Source organism: Streptomyces sp. NPDC026246 (assembly GCF_055567995.1).
Map to the genome: position 1 here is coordinate 35132 of NZ_JBVHPJ010000006.1, position 20179 is coordinate 55310.

Annotated in this window: 7 protein-coding genes; all 7 read right to left on the bottom strand. The window is 73.7% G+C overall.

Features of this window, described 5'->3' with window-relative positions:
• Complete coding sequence (locus ACZ4M5_RS16785; protein WP_467737410.1) at positions 1–7749, bottom strand: amino acid adenylation domain-containing protein; 7749 nt, start codon at positions 7747–7749, stop codon at positions 1–3.
• Complete coding sequence (locus ACZ4M5_RS16790; protein ID WP_467737412.1) at positions 7746–15548, bottom strand: amino acid adenylation domain-containing protein; 7803 nt, start codon at positions 15546–15548, stop codon at positions 7746–7748. Before ACZ4M5_RS16790 ends, ACZ4M5_RS16785 begins: the two co-directional genes overlap by 4 nt.
• Positions 15549–15589: 41 nt before the next feature.
• Entirely contained in the window at positions 15590–16774 is a 1185-nt protein-coding gene (locus tag ACZ4M5_RS16795; protein WP_467737414.1) for an NAD(P)/FAD-dependent oxidoreductase, read from the bottom strand.
• A 41-nt stretch (positions 16775–16815) separates the two neighbouring features.
• The gene (locus ACZ4M5_RS16800) at positions 16816–17049 is read right to left on the bottom strand and encodes an acyl carrier protein (RefSeq protein ID WP_467737416.1); all 234 of its coding nucleotides are present in this window, start codon (positions 17047–17049) and stop codon (positions 16816–16818) included.
• Between the two features lie 34 nt (positions 17050–17083).
• The gene (locus ACZ4M5_RS16805; protein ID WP_467737418.1) at positions 17084–18673 is read right to left on the bottom strand and encodes an amino acid adenylation domain-containing protein; all 1590 of its coding nucleotides are present in this window, start codon (positions 18671–18673) and stop codon (positions 17084–17086) included.
• A gap of 71 nt (positions 18674–18744) precedes the next feature.
• Positions 18745–19458, bottom strand: a complete 714-nt coding sequence (locus tag ACZ4M5_RS16810) for an LmbU family transcriptional regulator (RefSeq protein ID WP_467737420.1) — start codon at positions 19456–19458, stop codon at positions 18745–18747.
• 72 nt (positions 19459–19530) lie between these two features.
• Complete coding sequence (locus ACZ4M5_RS16815) at positions 19531–19770, bottom strand: MbtH family protein (protein ID WP_467737422.1); 240 nt, start codon at positions 19768–19770, stop codon at positions 19531–19533.
• Positions 19771–20179: the final 409 nt, after the last annotated feature.

The window sequence follows — 20179 nt, forward strand, 5'->3', positions numbered from 1 at the left end:
TCACTCCTTGGTGAACATCTGGCGCATACTGGGGCGACGGGGAGCGGCCGATTCCTCCGACCACGCGGCGAGAGCGGCGACCGTCGGCTGGTCGAAGACCTGGCGGATGGGTATCTCGATGCCCAGCTCCGCACGGACCCGGCTGATCAGGCGGGTGGCGAGCAGCGAGTGCCCGCCGAGCGCGAAGAAGCCGTCGTCCAGGCCGACCCGTGCCACCTCGAGCACCTCGGCGAACAGCTCGGCCAGGGCCTTCTCGCGCGGGGTGCGGGGCTCGCGGTAGGGGGCGGAGGAGAACTCCGGTTCGGGCAGCGCGGAGCGGTCCAGCTTGCCGTTCGGCATCTGCGGCAGCCGGTCGAGCAGGACCAGCGCGGAGGGCACCATGAAGTCCGGCAGCCGCTCGGCGACGGCTTCGCGCAGCCGCTGTGCCGTCGTGTCCCGTCCCGAGGGGACGACGTAGGCGACGAGCCGCTTGCCTGAGCCGGCGTCCCGGGCGACGACTGCGGCCCGGGCGACGTCGGGGAGTGCGGTGAAGGCCGCCTCGACCTCACCGGGTTCGACCCGGAAGCCGCGGATCTTGACCTGGGTGTCGGCGCGGCCCGCGTACTCCAGCAGACCGTCGGCGTTCCACCGGGCCAGGTCGCCGGTGCGGTACATGCGCGATCCGGGCGGGCCGTAGGGGTCGGCGACGAAGCGTTCGGCGGTCGGGGCGGCGCGGTCGTGGTAGCCGCGGCCCACGCTGCCGCCGACGTACAACTCGCCGACGGTGCCCTGCGGCAGCGGGCCGAGGTGCGGCCCGAGGACGTAGGCGCGCATGTTGCCCAGCGGCGTGCCCACCGGGGCGTTGCCGGTGCCAATGCCGGTGCCGGTGCCGGTGCCGGTGGTGAGGGTGCAGGTGGTGGCGTAGAACGACTCGCTCTGCCCGTAGGCGTTGACCACGCGCACCCCGGGGAAGGCCGCGCGCACCTGCTCGACGAGCGCGAGGGGCAGGGCCTCGCCGGCGAAGACGAGCGTCTCCACGCGGGTGCGGTCCGCGATCCGGTCGACGAGTTCGGCGAAGGCGGAAGGCACGGTGGAGACGACGGCGCCGTTCCAGCCCTCGCGCTCCCCCAGTGCCAGGACGTCGCGGACCAGTTCGACGACGCCGCCGGTGGCGAGCGTGGTGAAGATCTCGAACGCGGAGACGTCGAAGTTGACGGAGGCGCCGGCCAGCATCCGCTTGGCCGGTCGGAGTCCCACGCGGGAGGCGAGGCGCAGCACGCCGTTGACCACGTTGGCGTGGGTGATGGCCACGCCCTTGGGCGTGCCGGTGGAGCCGGACGTGTACATCACGTACGCCAGCTGCTGCGCGTGGACCCGCGGCAGGGGCCCGGTGGGACCCTGGGTGAGGTCGAGAGCGTCCAGGAGCAGGTCGGGGGCGTGGTGCCGCGGCAGGGTCGCGGCCGTCGGGGTGTCGGTCAGGACCAGGTGGGGCCGTGCCTGGCCGAGGATGTCCCGCAGGCGCCCGCCGGGGTAGCGGGGGTCGGCCGGCAGATAGGCGCCACCGGCCTTCAGCACGGCGAGCAGGGCGACCACCAGGTCCGCCGACCGGGGCAGGGCGACGGCCACCAGGGACTCCGGGCCCACGCCCCGGCGGACGAGTTCCGCCGCCAGGCGGCCTGCGCGCCGGTCGAGCTCGCGGTAGGTGAGGGTCACGCCGTCGGCGGCCACGGCGGCCTCGTCGGGGGTGCGTTCGGCCTGCGCCCGCACCAGTGCGTCGACGGTGGTGTCGGGGGTGGCGGCGGCGGTGTCGTTGAACGTGGTCAGCAACCGGTGGCGTTCGGCGGTGTCCAGGATCTCCAGCTCGGCGGCGCGCAGACCGGGGGTGGTGGTGAGCTGCTCCAGGACCCGGACCAGGCGTGCGGCGAAGGTCTGCGCCGTCGCGCGGTCGAGGACGCCTTCGGCGTACTGGAGGGACAGCTGCAGGTGTGGCTCGACCAGTGCCATGAGGGTCAGCGGGTAGTTGGTGCCGGTGTCGGCGCTCATGCCGGTGAGGGTGATCCCGGCGGTGGCGTCGAGCGCGGCGCCGAGGCCCTCCTGGTCGACCGGGTAGGACTCGAAGACGACCAGCGTGTCGAACAGCGACTGCAGGCCGGTCGCCTGCTGGATCTCGGTGAGGCCGTGGTGGTGGTGTTCCAGCAGGGCCGCCTGGTGGTCCTGGAGCCGGGTGAGGATGCCGGCGAGGGTGTCGCCGGGGGCGTGGCGGACCCGGACCGGCAGGGTGTTGATGAACAGCCCGACCATCGACTCCACGTCCGTCACCGCGGGCGGGCGTCCGGACACCGTCGCGCCGAACACCACGTCCTGGCGGCCGGTGAGCCGGCCCAGCAGCAGCGCCCAGGCGCCCTGGATCAGGGTGTTGACGGTGACGCCCAGCCTCGCGGCGCTGCGGCCGATGCCGTGGGCCAGCTCCGGCGGCAACGCGAGCTCGACGCGGCCGAGTCCGCCGCCGCGCTCGTCCCGGGCGCCGGGAAAGAGCAGGGTGGGCTCGTCGAGGCCCTCCAGCTCGGCCGCCCAGGCCCGGGCCGACTCCTGGTGGTCCTGGCGTGCGCGCCAGGTCAGGAAGTCGCCGTAGCCGCGCGCGGCCGGCAGGGCGCCCCGGTCGCCGTCGTGGGCGTAGAGCAGCAGCAGGTCCCGCATCAGCAGGGGCGTGGACCAGCCGTCGAACAGCACGTGGTGGGCGGTCATCACCAGTTCGCTGCGGTCCGGGCCGAGGACGGCGAGGGACAGGCGGAACAGCGGCGGGGTGTCCCGGTCGAAGCGGGCGGCCCGGTCGTCGGCGAGGAACCGTTCGAACGCCTCGCCGGGGGTGCTCTGTCCGGCGGAGGTCAGGTCGAGGTGCCGCCAGGGCAGGGTCACCTCCCGCGGGATCACCTGCACCACGTCGCCGTCGGCCTTGTCGACGTAGGCGGCGCGCAGGTTGGCGTGCCGGTCGAGCAGCGCCTGCCCGGCGCGGCGCATCCGCTCGGCGTCGACGGCGCCGCCCAGGTGGAAGACCATCTGCATGTGATAGGCGTCGAACGACGACGGTCCGGCGAGCAGGGTGTGGAACAGCATCCCGGACTGGGCCGGGGTCACCGGCCACACCTGGCTCAGCGTGCCGAAGCGGGCCTCCCAGGTGTCGATCTCCTCCTGGCTCACCTCGGTCAGGGGCGCGTCGCTCGGGGTCAGCCCGCCGGCGCCTGGGGTCCCGGCGTGCCGGGCGAGGGCGGCGAGGGCCTCGACCCAGTGTCCGGCCAGTTCGGTGACCTCCTCGCGGGAGAGCACACCGGCCGGGAAGCCGAACCAGGCGCTCAGTTCGTCGCCCGCGGGGCCGGCGGTGGCGACCGCGTTGATCTCCAGCGCCGACAGCACCGGCATGTCCGGGTCCGGTTTCGCGATCAGGTCCCGGTGGGTGGTGTCGGGAGTCCAGCCCAGGCCGCGCAGGTGCTCGGGGATGTCCGCGGCAGAGGACCGGCCGAGGTAGTTGAATCCGATCTGGGGCGGGCGCATGCCGCCGAGGGCGGCGGCGGTGGCGGGGTTGAGATGGCGCAGCAGGCCGTAGCCGAGGCCGTTGCCGGGTATCGCGCGCAGCTGCTCCTTGACGGCCTTGACGGCCCGCCCGGCCGCGGGCCCGCCGGCGAAGGCGTCGGCCACGTCGATGCCGGACAGGTCCAGGCGGACCGGGTACATGGCGGTGAACCAGCCGACCGTGCCCGACAGGTCGGCGCCGGGTACCAGCTGCTCCTCCCGGCCGTGTCCCTCCAGCCGGACCAGCGCGGTGGAGCCGGGCACTCCGCGCGTGCGGCGCCAGCGCACCAGGGCCAGCGCCAGGGCGGCCAGCAGGCCGTCGTCGGCGCCGCCGCGGAAGAGCGCGGGCACCGTGTCGAGCAGCGTGCGGGTGACGTCCGCGGGGATGTGGACGCGGACGGTGTCGACGGTGGCGGCGACGTCGCGGACGGGGTCGAGCGCGCGTGCGCCGAGCGGCGCTTCCTCCTCGCTCAGGATGCCCTGCCACAGGGGCAGTTCGGCCTCCCGTGCGGGGCTGGCCGCCTCGTCGGCCAGCGCGTGCGCCCAGCGGCGCAGTGACGTGCCCGGTCCGGCCTCCCGCGCGGGCAGGCCGTCACGCACGCGCTGCCAGGCGGACACCAGATCCGGCAGCAGGATCCGCCACGACACCCCGTCGACGACGAGGTGGTGCAGCACGATCATCAGCCGGTCCGCTTCGGTGGCGGAGGTGAACCGCACGAACTGCGCCATGACACCCGCGTCGGGGTCCAGCCGGCCGGCCGCCGCGTCCAGTTCGGCCTGCAGGTCGGCGCCCTCGTGGGGAACCTCGCGCAGCAGTGATCCGGCGTCGACGCTGCCGGGCGGGGACATGTGCAGGCCCGGCCCGGTGCGCTCCAGGCGGGACCGGAGGACGTCGTGGCGGTCCAGCACGGCCTGGAGGGTGGCGGTCAGCCCGGCGCGGTCGATGCCCTCGGGCAGGGTGAGGAGCGCCGACATGCAGAACCGGCCCATGCCGCCGCCCAGTTCGAGGACGTGCGCCGCGGTCGGCGGCAGTGGGCAGCGGCCGGTGCCGCCGCCGGGCAGCTCGGCCAGGCGCACCGGTTCGTCCTGCCGGCGGCCTTCGACGAGTTCCGCGAGGCGGACGACCGTGCGGTGTTCGAAGATCTCCCGCGTGCTGACCACGACGCCGCGGGTCTTGGCCCGTGCGACGACCTGGATGGAGCGGATGCTGTCGCCACCGCTGGTGAAGAAGTCGTCGTCGACGCCGACGCGTTCGGTGCCGAGCACGTCGGCGTACACCTCGGCCAGGATCCGCTCGGTCGGAGTGCGTGGTTCGCGGTACTCGCCGCCGGTGAACTGCGGCTCGGGCAGAGCGGCCCGGTCCACCTTGCCGCCGGGGGTCAGCGGCAGCCGGTCCAGCACGACGAGCAGGGCGGGCACCATGTAGTCGGGCAGCCGCGCGGCGGCGAACCGCCGCAGCTCGGCCACGGCCGGCAGGGCGGCGGGCCCCGCGTCGTCCGGTCCGGTACCGGCGGGGGCGACGTAGCCGACGAGCCGGGCGGTGCCGGCGGGGTCGCGGCGCACGGTGATCGCGGCGTGGCCGACCGCCGGGTGCCGGGTCAGGACGGTCTCGATCTCGCTCGGCTCGATCCGGATGCCGTTGACCTTCGTCTGGGCGTCGGCGCGGCCGGCGTAGACGAGCCGCCCCTCGCCGTCCCACCGTGCGAGGTCGCCGGTGCGGTACATGCGTGCGCCGGGCTCGCCGAACGGGCAGGGCACGAACCGCTCGGCGGTGGCGCGCTGGTCGCGGTGGTAGCCGCAGGCGAGCCGGCCGGCGACGTACAGCTCACCGGTCACACCGGGCGGCACCGGGGCGAGGTCCGGTCCGAGGACGTGGGCGCGCATGTTGGCCAGGGGCCGTCCGACGGGGACGGGGCCGGACGCGTCCGGCTGCTCGGGCAGGGTGTGGGTGGTGGCGTAGAAGCTCTCGGTCTGGCCGTAGGCGTTGACGATGCGCACGCCGGGCAGGGCGTCGCGCACGCCGCGCACGAGGTCGGCGGTGAGGGCCTCGCCGGCCAGGACGACGGTCCGTACGTCGAGGCCGGGGCCGGCGGAGAGCTGGTCGAGCAGGGCGGCGAACACGGTGGGCACGGCGCTGACGGTGGTGCCCGACCAGGAGCCGCGTTCGGCGAGTTCGAGGACGTCGCGGACGACCTCGACGGTGGCGCCGGTGGTGAGCGCTGTGAAGATCTCGAAGACGGACACGTCGAAGGTGACCGATGTCGCGGCGAGCATCCGCGAGCCCGCCTCCACGCCGACGGTGCGGCGCAGGTCGCGCACACCGTTGACGACGGCGCCGTGCGGCACGGCGACGCCCTTGGGGGTGCCGGTCGAGCCGGAGGTGAACATCACGTAGGCCAGGTCGTCGGCCGAGAGCGGCACGTGGGGCGCACCCGGGCCGGGGGTGTCGAGGTCCACGTCCTCCAGGCGGAGCACCGGTGCCGCGCAGCCGGCCACGGTGGCCGCCGCCTCCCCGCCGGTGAGCACCAGCGCCGGACGGGCGGCGTCCAGGAGCAGGCCGGTCCGTGCGGACGGGTGGGCGGGGTCGACCGGCAGGTGGGCGCCACCGGCCCGGAGCACGGCCAGCATCGCGACCACCAGGTCGGCGCAGCGCGGCAGTGCCACGGCGACCAGAACGCCTCGCCCGACACCGTGCTCGCGCAGCACCGCGGCGAGCCGGTCCGCACGCCGGTGCAGTGCGCGGTAGGTCAGCGACGTGTCACCGCACACCACCGCGGTCGCGTCGGGCGTACGGGCGGCCTGAGCGGCCACCAGCTCCACCACCGTCCCGGGGGGCAGGGGGGCCGCCGTGTCGTTGACCCGGGCCAGCAGTGCGCGTTCCTCACCGGTGCGCACGTCCACGGCGGCCAGTGGGGCGGCGGGGTCGGCGACGACCTGCCGCAGCAGGCGCACGAAACGGTCCACGATCGCCTCGGCCGTGCCGTGGTCGAACAGTTCGGCCGCGTACTCCAGCCGCCCGTACGCGCCGCCGTCCGCCTGCGGGACGACGTTGACGAACAGGTCGAACTTGGCGGTGGCGGTGTCCGCGGCGACGGGCGTGACCCGCAGCCCGGGCATCTCGATGGGCGGCCACACGAACTGCCAGGCCAGCATCACCTGGAACAGCGGCTGGTAGGAGGTGGCGCGTTCGGGACCCAGCAGCTCCACCAGGCGCTCGAAGGGGACGTCCTGGTGGTCGTAGGCGGCCAGGGCCTTGTCCCGCACCTGTTCGAGCAGGTCGCCGAAGGAGGGGTTGCCCGACAGGTCGGCGCGCAGCACCCAGGTGTTGACGAAGAACCCGATCAGGTCGTCGAGTTGTTCGTCGGCGCGTCCTTCGATGGGGCTGCCGATCGTGAGGTCCGTGCCGCCGCCCAGCTTGTGCAGCAGCACGGCCAGAGCGGCCTGGGCGGCCATGGGCGGCGTGGCGCCGCGCTCGGCGGCGAGGCGGCCCAGCCCGTTGAGCAGCTCGGGTTCCAGTTGGAAGGAGACGTGCCCGCCGCGGTGGTCGGACAGGGTCGGGCGTGGCCGGTCCAGGGGCAGCTGGACCGGTTGCGGCACTCCTTCGAGTGCGCGGCGCCAGTAGTCGATCTGCGTCGCGGCGACCGACTCCGGGTCGGCTTCGTCGCCCAGCACCTCGCGCTGCCACAGCGTGTAGTCCTTGTACTGCACCGGCAGCGGCTCCCACTGCGGGGCGCTGCCGGCCCGGCGTGCGGCGTAGGCCGACACCAGCCCTTGCAGGAACGGCGCCATGGACGCGCCGTCGACGGCGATGTGGTGGAACACGAACGCGACGACGTGCTCGTGCGGGGACAGCCGCAGGACGGTGGTGCGCAGCGGCAGCTCCCTCTCCAGGTCGAACCCCTCCCCCAGCGCCTCGCTCAGGGCGGCGTCCAGCGCGGGGGCGGTGACGTCGGCCACCCGGAAGGCGGCGGTGGCCTCCTGCGGGGGCAGGATCCGCTGCTCGGGCGTGCCGTCGGCGTTCTCCGCGACGAGGGTGCGCAGCGTCTCGTGCCGGGTCACGACATCGGTGACGGCGGCGGCCAGGGCCGCCGTGTCCAGCGGCCCTTCCAGGCGCAGCACGAAGGGGATGTTGTACGTCGCGGAGGGGCCTTGCAGACGGTGGAGGAACCACAGCCGGCGTTGGGCGAACGACAGCGGAATCATCGGTGCGCACTCTCCTGCACGGTCATCTGGCGCAGCTGGGGGCGGTTCTTCTTGCGCGGCCGGGAGTCGTCCGCGGTCAGTTCCTCGATGCGTTCGGCCAGTTGGGCGACCGTCGGGTTGCGGAAGACCATCGTGACCTTGGAGTCGACGCCGAACCGGTTGCGGATGCGCCCGCTGAGCCGGGTGGCCAGCAGGGAGTGGCCGCCGTGGCCGAAGAAGTCGTCGTCGATGCCGACGTCCTCCTTGCCGAGCAGGTCGGCGAACAGGGCGCACAGGGCTTCCTCGGTGGCGTTGCGCGGGCCGCGGCCGGGTTCGGCCCGGCCCTGGTCGGGGGCGGGCAGCGCGGTGCGGTCGAGTTTTCCGCTCGGGTTGGACGGGAAGGCCGCGAGCGGCACGATCGCCGACGGCACCATGTAGTCCGGCAGGCGCCGGCGCAGCAGTTCGGCCAGGGGCGCGAGGTCGAACCCGGCCGGGTCGGCCTTGCCGGCCGGCACCACGTAGGCGACCAGCCGCTGGTCGCCGGGGCGGTCCTCGCGGACCAGGGCGACCGCCTGGGCCACGGCGGGGTGGTCGGCCAGGACGTGCTCGATCTCGCCCAGTTCGATGCGGAAGCCGCGGATCTTGACCTGGAAGTCGGTGCGCCCCACGTACTCCAGCCGGCCGTCCTCGCGCCAGCGCACCAGGTCGCCGGTGCGGTACATCCGTGCGCCCGGTTCACCGAAGGGGCAGGCCACGAACCGTCCCGCGGTGAGGTCGGGGCGGCCCTGGTAGCCGCGGGCCAGGCCGTCGCCGGCGATGTACAGCTCCCCCTGCACCCCGCGCGGCGCGAGCCGCAGGTGGGCGTCGAGCACGTACAACCGGGTGTTGCCGAGGGGGGTGCCGATGGAGGGGGCTGCGTCGTCCGCCTCGACGGGCGCGGCCGTGGACCAGATCGTCGTCTCGGTCGGGCCGTAGACGTTGGTCACCTCCTCGGCCTGGGCGGCCAGGGTCCGGGCGAGCCGCGGTGGCAGTGCCTCCCCTCCTACGAGGACGCGCAGGCCGGTGGCGCCGTCGGGTTCCTCCAGCAGCAGGATCTGCCAGAACGCCGGGGTCGCCTGGACGACGGTGACCCGGTGACGGCGCATCAGCTCCCGTACGGCCGTGGGGTGGGACACGGTGTCCTTGCCGGCGAGGACCACCGCCGCCCCGGAGATCAGGGGCAGGTACAGCTCCAGTCCGGCGATGTCGAAGGAGACGGTCGTCACCGCGAGCAGCCGGTCGGAAGCGGTCAGCGGGATGCGCCGGCGCATGGTGGCCAGGAAGTTGGCCAGCCCCCGGTGGGTGACGGACACGCCCTTGGGTCTGCCCGTCGAGCCCGAGGTGTAGATGACGTAGGCCGCCGCGTCCGGGTGGACGGTCACCGCCGGAGCGGTGGCCGGGTGGTCCGAGCAGTCGGCGCCGGCGAGGGTGTCGGCGTCCAGGACGAGCGCGGGGCGGGCGTCCTGCAGGATGTGCTCGATCCGTGAGCGCGGGTGGCCGGGGTCGATCGGGACGTAGGTGGCGCCGGCCTTGAGGACCGCCAGCAGCGCCACGACGAGCTGTGCCGAGCGGGGCAGCCGCACGGCCACCAGCGACTCGGGCCCGACGCCGCGGTCGATCAGCCAGTGCGCCAGCCGGTTGGCGCGCTCCTGGAGTTCGGCGTAGGTGAGGCTGGTGTCCTCGGCGGCGACGGCGAGGGCCTGCGGGGCGGCCTCGGCCTGCCGGTGCACGGCCTGGACCAGCCCGCCCTCCTCCAGGTCCGGCTCTGCGGTGTCGTTCACCCGGTGCAGCAGCCAGTGCCGTTCCGCCTCGCCCAGGACGTCGAGGTCCCCCAGGCGGGTGGCCGGGTCGGCCAGGAGGCGGTCGAGGACCCGTACGAGCCGGGCGGCGATCTCCTCGGCGGCCGCACGGTCGTAGAGGTTGTTCTGGTAGTCCAGGGACAGCCGCAGGTAGGGGTCGGAGGAGTTGAGTGTGAGCGGGTAGTGGGAGCCGGCGAAGGGGCGGATGCCGTCGATGGTGAAGCCCGCCGAGGTGTTGGCCTCGACCATGCCCTCGCGGTCGATCGGGTAGTTCTCGAAGACGATCAGCGTGTCGAACAGGGCGGGCAGTCCCACGCTGCGCTGGATGTCGGCCAGCCCGTAGTGGTGGTGGTCGAGCAGGGCGGTCTGGCGGTCCTGCAGGTCGGTGATGACCTCGCCCATGGTCCGGCCCGGGCCGCAGACCACGCGGGTCGGCAGGGTGTTGATGAACAGGCCCACCATCTCGTCGGAGCCGGCCAGGTCGGCGGGGCGGCCGTTGACGGCGGCGCCGAAGACCACGTCGTCCCGGCCGGTGAGCTGCGCCAGCAGGATCGCCCACGCGCCCTGCAGCAGGGTGTTCAGGGTGACGCCCAGGCCGGCGGCGCGGCGGGCGAGGTCGCGTCCCTTGTCGATGGACAGCGGCACCTCGACCCGGCCCAGGGCGGACGCCGTGCCCTTCAGGGCCGCGTCGGGGGCGACGAGGGTGGGCTGGTCGAAGCCGTCCAGTTCGGCCTGCCACCGTGCCCGGGAGACGGCCTGGTCCTGGGAGGCGAGCCAGGCGAGGTAGTCGCCGTAGTCGCGGACCGGTGCCAGGTCCCGGCTGCCGGAGTACAGGCGGATCAGGTCGGTGATCACCATGGGCGAGGACCAGCCGTCGAACAGGGTGTGGTGTGCGGTGACGACGAGCTTGGCCCGTTGCGGCCCGCAGGTCAGCAGCGCCAGGCGGATCAGCGGCGGACGGGCCGGGTCGAGCTGGTCGGCGCGGTCCTCGGCCAGGGTCCGGTCGAGTGCCTCCTCCTGCTCGGCCTCGCTCGCCCCGGTCAGGTCCAGGTGCCGCCAGGGCAGGTCGACGTGGTCCGGCACGACCTGCACCGGCTCGCCCTCGTCGGTGGTGAGGAACGCGGCGCGCAGGTTGGGGTGCCGCCGCAGCAGCGCCTGCCCGGCGGCCCGCATGCGTTCGGGGTCGACGTGCCCGGACAGGTGCAGTGCGAACTGCATGTGGTAGACGTCGAAGGACCCCTCGGCGAGGGCGGCCTGGAACTGGATGCCGGACTGCCCGGGTGCCTGCGGCCAGATGTCGGTCAGCGGGCCGTAGCGCTCCTCCCATGCCTCGATCTCGTGCTGCCGTACCGGGACCAGCGGCGCGTCGGCGGGGGTGAGCCCGCCGATGCCGGGGCGTGCGGCGTGGGCGGCCATGCCCCGCAGCACGTCGGTCCACAGCTCGGCCAGCCGGGTGGTGCGCTCGCGGGACAGAAGGCCTGTGGGGAACATGAAGGCCGTCTGGAGCCGGGGGCCGTCGGGGGTGTCGGTGGCGACCGAGTTGACCTCCAGCGTGGACAGCGCGGGCAGGTCGGGGTCGGGCAGGGCGATCAGTTCGGCCGACCAGGACGCCGGTCCCCATCCCTCGGCGCGCAGGTGCTCGGGCACGTCCGAGTCGGAGATGCGGCCGAGGTAGTTGAACCCGATCTGCGGGGCCGGCAGGTCGGCGAGCTGCTCGCCGGTCTCCTGGTTCAGCCAGCGCAGCAGCCCGTAGCCGAGGCCCTTGCCGGGGACCGCGCGCAGTTGCTCCTTGACCAGCTTGACGGCCTGACCGGCGGCGGCGCCGCCCGCCAGCACCTCGTCGAGGTCCACCCCGCGCACGTCGACGCGGGCGGGGTACATGCTGGTGAACCAGCCGACGGTGCGGGAGAGGTCGGCGCCGGGAACGGCGTCCTCCTCCCGGCCGTGGCCCTCCAGGCGGACCAGGGTCGAGGTGTCCGCGCCGCGCCAGCGGTGCACCGCCAGGGCGAGGGCGGCGAGCAGCACGTCGGTGCCGGTGCCGCGGAACGCCGTGGGCAGGGTGCTCAGCACGGCCTCGGTGAGGTCGGCCGGCAGTTCCACCCGGACGGTGTCGACCGTGGACCACACGTCCGCCGCCGGGTCGAAGGGCCGGGTGCCCAGCGCAGGGTCGGACTCCTCCAGCACGTCCTGCCAGTGGGTCAGTTCGGCCTCGCGCTGCGGGGAGTACGCCTCGTCCTCCAGCGCCGACGCCCAGCGCCGGGCCGAGGTGCCGGCCTCCGGCAGCTCGGGCGCCCTGCCGGAGCGGACCTGCTGCCACGCCTCGGCGAGGTCCGACATGAGGATGCGCCAGGAGACGCCGTCCACGACCAGGTGGTGCAGCACCACCAGGAGCCGGCCCCGGCCGGTTCCGGGGGCGAACCAGACGAAGTCCGCCATGGCGCCGGCCTCGGGTGCCAGCCGCCCGACGGCGTCGTCCAGTTCCGCCCGGGCCGTCTCCAGCGCGGCCGGCTCCTGCCAGCGTCCGTCGCAGTCGACCCGGCGGAGCAGGTCCGCGGCGCGGACGGTGCCGGGCTCCCGCACCTCCAGGTGGGGCTCGTCGCCGGGCACCAGCCGGGCCCGCAGCAGGTCGTGCCGGTCGAGTACGACGTCGAGGGTCGCGGCGAGGCCGTCGGCGTCGATGCCGTCGGGCAGGTCCAGCACCATCGACATGCCGAAGCGGTCGGAGCCGCCGCCGTGCCGGAACACCTCCCGGGCCACCGGCGGGAGCGGCATCGGGCCGACGGCGCCGCCGTCGAGTTCGGCGAGCACGGGCGCCCGGTCGCGGCGGCCGGCGGCCACTTCGGCCAGCCGGGCCGCGGTCCGGCACTCGAAGATCTCCCGGGTGGTCAGCTCCAGGCCCTTGGCGCGGGCGCGGGCCACCACCTGGAGGGAGCGCAGGCTGTCCCCGCCGACGGCGAAGAAGTCGTCGTCGGCGCCGACCCGGTCCACGCCGAGGACGTCCGCGTAGGCGGCGGTGATGATCTTCTCGGCCTCGGTGCGGGGCTCGCGGTAGGTATCACCGAGGAACTCCGGTTCGGGCAGCGCCGAGCGGTCGAGTTTGCCGGTCGGCCCCAGCGGCAGGGCGCCCAGGGCGACGAACGCCGAGGGCACCATGTAGTCGGGCAGCCGGGCGGCGGTGAACTTGCGCAGTTCGGCGGCGGAGGCCCCGGCCTGCACGTCGACGTCGCCGATGCCGCCGGAGCCGTCGTCGCCGACGGCTCCCTCGCCCGTGTGCACCACGTACGCCACGAGCTGCTTGCCGCCCGCGGGCAGTTCACGGCCGATCACCACGGCCTCGCTGATGCCGGGATGCGCGGTGATGACCGCCTCGACCTCGGCCGTCTCGATGCGGAAGCCGCGCACCTTCACCTGGCCGTCGCCGCGCCCGACGCACTCCAGCCGGCCCTGGGCGCTCCAGCGGGCCAGGTCGCCGGTGCGGTACATGCGCTCGCCGGCCGGGCCGAAGGGACTGGGCACGTAGCGTTCGGCGGTCAGGCCAGGCCGGCCGTGGTAGCCGCGGCCCACGCAGGCCCCGGCCACGTACAACTCGCCCACCACGCCCTGCGGCACGGGGGCCAGACCCGGGCCGAGGACGTAGGCGCGCATGTTGCCCAGCGGGGTGCCGATGGGGGCGACGTCGGCGTCCGTCCACTCCGCACCGGCAGGCAGGGAGCAGGTGGTGGCGTAGAACGTCTCGCTCTGCCCGTAGGAGTTGACGATCCGCGCCCCGGGCAGGGCGTCGCGGAGCTGTTTCACCAGCCGGGCGGGCAGCACGTCGCCGGCGAGGACGACGGTGCGCACGTCGGGCGCCTTGTCGAGGTGGCCGGCCAGTTCGCCGAGCACCGAGGGCACGCCGCTGAGGATGTGGCCGTCGATGCCGTCGCGTTCGCCGAGCGCGAGGGCGCTGGGCAGGATCTCGGCCGTGCCGCCGGTGGTGAGGGTGGTCAGCAGCTCGAACACCGACACGTCGAAGTTGACCGAGGTGCCGGCCGGCATCCGCCAGCCGGGTGGGGTGTCCAGGACGCGCACCAGTTCCCGCAGGCCGTTGACGACGTTGCGGTGGGTGATCGCCGCGCCCTTGGGGGTGCCGGTGGAGCCGGAGGTGTACATCACGTACGCCAGGTTGTCCGGGGCCAGCGGCGCGGCGCGGTCGGTGTCGCGCGGCGCCCCGGGGGGTGTCGGCCAGGCGGCACGGTCGTCGATGTCGACGGGCGTGAGGCCGGCCTGCGGCAGTTCGCGCCAGGTGGCGGTGTCGGTGACCGCGAAGCGGGGACGGGCCTGGGAGAGCACGGTACGCGCCCGTCCGCCGAGGTACTGCGGGTCCATCGGCACGTATCCGGCACCGGACTTGAGGATGCCGAGCAGTCCGGCGACGAGGTCCTCGGTGCGCGGCAGGGCCAGGAGCACCAGGTCCTCGGGGCCGGCTCCGCGCCGGATCAGCTCCCAGGCGACGGCGTCGGCCCGCTGGTCCAGTTCCCGGTAGGTCAGGGTCCGGCCGTCGCACACCAGTGCCGGGGCCTGGGGGGTGGCGGCGGCCTGCTGCTCGAACAACTCGGGGATCGTCGCCTCGGGCAGGCGGGTGGTGGGGCCGGCGGCCCGGGCGAGCCACTGGTCGCGTTCGGCGGTGTCCAGGACATCGACGGTGGCGACGGCGCGGTCGGGGCCGGCCACGAGCCGGTCCAGGACGCGGACGAACCGCTCGGCGATGCCGTGGGCGGTGTCCCGGTCGAACAGGCCGGTGGCGTACTCCAGCCGGCAGTTCGCGCCGCCCGCGCCGTCGGGCAGCAGGTCGAAGAAGAGGTCGAACTTGGCGGTGCCGGTCTCCAGCCGCTCGACGTGCACGGCCAGGCCGGGCAGGTGCAGCGGCGGCACGGGCGGCTGCCAGGAGAGCATGACCTGGAAGAACGGGTTGTAGGCGGTGGAGCGGTGGGGGTTGAGCAGCTCCACCAGCCGCTCGAAGGGCATGTCCTGGTTGTCGTAGGCGGCCAGGGACCGTTCGCGCACCCGGCGCAGCAGGTCGCGGAAGGTGGGCTCGCCGGACAGGTCGACGCGCAGCACCCAGGTGTTGACGAAGAACCCGACCAGGTCGCGCAGGTCCTCGTCGGTGCGGTCGGTGATCGGCGCGCCGATGGACACGTCGTCGCCGCAGCCCAGGTGCTGCAGGAGCACCGCGAGGGCCGCGTGCATGACCATCGACACCGTGGTGTCCAGCTCCGCGGCCAGCTTCTCCACGCTCTCCAGCAGGCCGGGATCGAGACGGAAGGGGATCCGGTCGCCGTCGGGGCTCATCACCCGCGGGCGGGGGCGGTCGGTGGGCAGGGGAAGCGGCTGCGGCAGGTCGGCCAGCGCCTCACGCCAGTACTGCAGTTGACGCGCCGCGAGGCTCTCGGGGTCGGACTCCTCGCCCAGCAGGTCGAGTTGCCACAGCGTGTAGTCGGCGTACTGCACCGGCAGCGGTTCCCAGGCCGGGGCCCGGCCCTGCCTGCGGGCCGCGTAGGCGGTGGTGAGGTCGCTGAACAGTGGCCCGAAGGACTCGCCGTCCACGGCGATGTGGTGCGCGACGACGACGAGGGTGTGATCGTGCGGTGCGCTGCGCAGCAGGCGGGCGCGCAGCGGCACGTCGGCGGCCAGGTCGAAGGTCTCGGTGGCCGCCTGCGCCACGGCCGCCGCCCGCTCGTCACCGGTGACGTGGCGGACGGGCAGGACGGACGGCCGCTCCCCGGGGGGCAGCACCCGCTGGTGGGGCACGCCGTCGTCGCCCTCGACGATCACGGTGCGCAGGACCTCGTGTCGCTCGACGACGTCGTCGAGCGCCGCGGTGAGGGCGTCCACGTCCAGCTCACCGGTCAGCCGCAGGGCGAACGCGCCGTTGTAGGTGGGCGAGGGGCCTTCGAACCGGTCCACGAACCACAGCCGGCGCTGCGCGAACGACAACGGGATCATTGTGTCTCCAAAATCGGCGAACCAGTAAGCGGGGTCGTCGCTCAGCTGTCGAGGAGGGTCAGGAGTTCGTCGTTGTAGAAGTCGTCGATGGAGATGGCCCCGGACAGCGTGGAGAAGTACCGGTCGATGTGGTCCTGGTGTCCGACCAGCTTGCGGAGCATCTCGGTACGGCCCTCGGGCTTGAGCTCGGCGACGTTCAGGGCGCCCTGGTAGTGGTTGAGGGCCTCGTTGCCCAGCTCGTTCTCGTAGCGCCTGAGCGCCGTGGCGAGCGCGGCGTCCTCGTGCAGCCGGTCGCCGACCAGAGTGGTGAGGGACTGCGCCTGCACGAAGGCCTCGGTGATTCCGCGGGCGGTGATGGAGTCCTTGTGGTTCACCGCGTCACCGACCAGCACCCAGCCCGGTCCGTAGGCCTTGCGGAAGTAGTTCTCCTGGTGACCGGTGCCGTACAGCTGTTCCTCCCGCCTGCCCGACCGCATCCGCTCGTACAGCTCGGGGGCGGTGGTGCGGAAGGCGTCGAGGTAGGCGGGTTCGGCGTTCTTGCGGATCTGGTGGTAGTCGGCCTGCGGGAAGTACGCCATGAGCAGGGTGAGGTCGTCGTTGGTGGGCAGCACGCCGATCCAGCGGCCCGGCCGCTCGTACAGCTCGAAGTCGGCCGGGACGCCCGACCAGTAGCTGTAGTAGGTGGTGGTCATGCGCGGGTGCTCGACGACGTTCTCGGCGCCGGCCTTGCGGGCCACCAGCGAGCGCATGCCGTCCGCGCCGACGACCAGGCGCGCGCGCTCGGTGGTCTCGGTTCCGCCGGGCGTGGTGCAGCGCACCCCGACGACCCGGTCGCCCTCCCACACCAGGTCCTTGACCGCGCAGCCCTGGCGGAAGTCGACGCCGGAGGCGACGGCGCCCTCGGCGAGGATCGGGTCCAGGACGTAGCGCCGCGGCGCGTACGTGGTCCTCAGGCCGTCGATCGGCAGGGAGAAGCCCTCGATGCGCACGTCGGGACCCTGGTAGATCTGGTGGGTGATCGGCTGGGCGCCCGAGGCGCGCACGCGGTCGAGCAGCCCCCACCGGTCGAGCAGTGCCACGCCCTGCATGTGCAGGTAGTGGGAGGAGAGCGTGTCCTGCGGGAAGCGCGCTTTCTCCAGCAGCAGGACGCGGTAGCCCTGCCGCGCGAACAGCATGGCGGTCGGCGATCCCGCACAACGGGCACCGATGACAATGACGTCGTACATGGCGCGCCTCTCTTGCCGGTGGTGTGTCCGGCACGGAACGGCTACGGCGCGGTGGCCGCGGCCTGGGATTCGATGTAGGCGGAGATGGACGCCACCGTCGGATGGAGGAACATCTGGTCCATCGGCACCTCCACACCCAGTTCCTCGATGTAGGCGCCCTGGATCCGCACCATGACCAGGGAGTCGCCGCCGAGGGCGAAGAAGTCGTCGTCGGCCCGGATGTCGTCGCGCTGGAACTCTCGGCGCCAGATGGCACCCACGCGGTCGGCAGTCATCGCTGTCCTCTCGGTTGTCGGTCGCGGCCGCCGGCTAGGCCCGGGCCGCCGTGCCGCTTTCGGCGCGGGGCGCGCGGCAGAGGTCGGCCAGGGCGGCGCGGTCGACCTTCCCGTGCGGGCTGAGCGGGAGCCGCGCGATGGTCAGGAACCGGGCGGGGACCATGTTCCGCGGCAGGGTGCGCAGCAGTCGGGCGCGCACGTCGTCGGCGTCGAGGCCGTCGCCGGCGGGGACGAGGAACGCGGTCAGCTCGGCGTCGCCGGCGCTGTCGCGGGTGACCGCCACGGCGGCCTCGCGCACGCCGTCCAGCCGGGCGAGGGCGCGTTCGACGTCGGTGGGGTCGATGCGCATGCCGCGCACCTTGACCTGGGCGTCGATGCGGCCCAGGACGACGAGGTCGCCCGCCTCGGTCACATAGCCGCGGTCGCCGGTGCGGTAGATCGCGACCTGCTCCCCGCCGGCCTCGACGGTGGTGAACTTCCCGTTCTCGGGACCGGCATTGAGGTAGCCCGCGCCGACGCCGGCGCCGGCGATGCAGATCTCGCCCTGCTCCCCCGGCGCGACGTGGCGGAGATCCTCGTCCAGGAGGTGGATGTCGGTGTTGTAGGCGGGCCGGCCGACCGGTGGGACGTCCTGCTCGCCGGGGCGGTGGGCGGCCAGGTCGTAGGAGGTCGCCACGTCGGTGCACTCGGCGACGCCGTACTGGTGCAGCAGCGTGCAGGTGTTGCCCTCGCGCCGTGCCCAGTCGGCGAGCCGTTCGGCCTTGAGTGCCTCGCCGCCGAACAGGACGTGGTCCAGCCCGGCCAGGGCGTGGCCGCCGCGGGCCTTCTCCCAGTCCACCAGCACGTACAGGGTGCTGGAGGCGCAGTGCACCACACGGATGTCGTGCTCGCTCAGCAGACGGTAGGCCATCATGGCGTCGAAGTTGCGGCTGGCCGGCAGGTACTGGGTGGCACCGCAGAACAGCGGGGTCATCAGGGCGCGTTGGGACAGGTCGAAGCCGAAGGCGCTGACCACCAGGTGGTGCGATCCGCTGTGCAGGCCGTACTCCAGCTGCAGCCAGTTCATGAGGTTGAACCAGCCCTCGTGCCGCACCGCCGTCAGCTTCGGCGTCCCGGTGGAGCCGGAGGTGAAGACGGCGTAGCACACGTCGTCGCCGGTGACGTCGGTGGCGGGCGCGGTGGCCGGCAGGTCCGCCAGGCGGCCGGCGAGCTGTTCGAGGTCGACGCTGTCCACGTCCGCGGACCGGACCATCGCCGCGGTCGCCGGGGAGGTGACGATCAGGGCGAGGCCGGGGACCTGCCCCAGCAGCAGGTGCAGGCGCGCCGCCGGATAGGCCGGGTCGAACGGCACGTAGGCGGCGCCAGCCTTCAGCGTGCCGAGGATGGCGACCAGCATTTCGGGCGAGTAGTCGAGGCAGACGCCGACCTTGGCGCCGCGGCCGTGTCCGCGGGCGGCGAGGAAGTGTGCGAAGCGGTTCGCCTCCGCGTCCAGCTGCGCGTACGTCAGCTGGCGGCCGGCGTGGACGACGGCGAGGGCGTCGGGGGTGGCGGTCGCGTGCGCCTCGAACCGCCGGTGGACGACGGGAGCGGAGGGCAGGGCGACCCGCTTTCCCTGAAGGATCATCAACTGGCTCCGTTGTGAGGGGTGTCCGGTCGGACGCGACGCCGGGCGCGGGGGCCCGGACGGTGGTGCCGCTAGGCGGTGCGCCGTTCGGCGGTGGGGAGGTCGGCGCCCTCGAGCATCCGGGCCACCCACTGGGCGACGGGCAGGCCGTGCGCGGCAGCCGCCTTGGAGTAGTGATCGAGCTGGGCCGCGGACAGCTCGATGGTGAGGGTGGTGACCTTCTGCCGCCGCTTGTCGGCCGCCGCCCCGGCCAGCCGCGGCACCTCCCGCTGCTCGTCGGCGCCGCCCTCGGACGCCTCGGCGGTGCCGTTCTGCACGGCCAGGCCGGCGCGGACCGCCCGGCGCAGTTCGTTGCGCGACCACTTCTGCTGTTCGGCCTTGCGCAGCCAGTAGTCCTGCTCCGGGGGCGACAGGCGGGTCACCTCGGCGTGGTGGGCGAAGCTGAGGCCGTCGCGCCTGCGGTGGTGCTCGAAGCGCCGGGCCACCCAGGCGTAGTTGCGCAGGGTCTGGTAGTCCAGCCCGGTCCGCTCGATGGCCTCCTTGTACCGCCGCCAGCCGTAGGTGGTCTCCCCGTAGATCAGCCAGTCGGCGAGCCACCACGCGCTGGAGTTCACCAGCTCGCGCAGATTGCTGCCGATCCGCTCCCAGGACCGCTCCGGCAGGTTCTCCGGGAAGATCATCCCTGTCGTGCGCACCGTGGCCTGGGACCCCACGAAGGGCAGCACCACATCGCGCTGCGCGGGCTCACCTCGGCCCGTCGCAGGTCTCGCGCTCGCGGGTTTCACAGCGCTCCTCACCACCTTGTTCTCCTTACTCAGAGTGCTTGCCTGGAACGTGCGGGGCCGACGGCGCGGCGCTCAGTCGGCCGCCATGGCCTCCCGCAGGCTCCGGGGGCGCAGATCGGTCCAGTTCTGCTCGACGTACTCCAGGCACTCGGGCCTGGCGGCCTCGCCGAAGACCACCCGCCAGCCGGCGGGCACGTCGGCGAACGCCGGCCACAGCGAGTGCTGCTCCTCGTCGTTGACCACGACGTAGAAGCGGCCGTTGTCGTCGTCGAAGGGGTTCGTGCTCACCTGGGCACCGTCCTTGGTCGTCATGGGGTGACTGAAGTCGGGGTGTCGCCGGGCCGGTGCGGGACGGCACCGGGTGGGGCCGCCCGGCCGGTCTGTCCGGTCGACGGGACACTGCCTGTCCGGTCGACGGGACACCGGGCGTCGGGGGCGGCCTCGGCGTTGCCACGTCACCGTAGGGACTCGGCCGTCGGCGCTTCAAGGGTGGACAGGACCTTCCGCGAACGGCTGCCACGACCGGCTCGACAGCCGCTCGATCGCCTGTACTTCACCCCGGCCCGTGTGCCAGCATTCCGCCCTGTCGCCCGCACGGCGGCCGGGGCCGGCGGCCGGAGGAAACGGCTGCCGGGGCGCTCCGATGCGCGACCGCACGGCTGCGGGCCGGTCCCGTGCGCGCGGTCCCCTCGGGTTCGAGCAGCCGCACGCGGCCCCGCCT

Excerpts from the sequence above, each read along its gene's own strand:
- ACZ4M5_RS16785 (WP_467737410.1), bottom strand. The coding sequence starts at position 7,749 with ATGATTCCGCTGTCGTTCGCCCAACGCCGGCTGTGGTTCCTCCACCGT.
- ACZ4M5_RS16790 (WP_467737412.1), bottom strand. The coding sequence starts at position 15,548 with ATGATCCCGTTGTCGTTCGCGCAGCGCCGGCTGTGGTTCGTGGACCGG.
- ACZ4M5_RS16795 (WP_467737414.1), bottom strand. The coding sequence starts at position 16,774 with ATGTACGACGTCATTGTCATCGGTGCCCGTTGTGCGGGATCGCCGACC.
- ACZ4M5_RS16800 (WP_467737416.1), bottom strand. The coding sequence starts at position 17,049 with ATGACTGCCGACCGCGTGGGTGCCATCTGGCGCCGAGAGTTCCAGCGC.
- ACZ4M5_RS16805 (WP_467737418.1), bottom strand. The coding sequence starts at position 18,673 with ATGATCCTTCAGGGAAAGCGGGTCGCCCTGCCCTCCGCTCCCGTCGTC.
- ACZ4M5_RS16815 (WP_467737422.1), bottom strand. The coding sequence starts at position 19,770 with ATGACGACCAAGGACGGTGCCCAGGTGAGCACGAACCCCTTCGACGAC.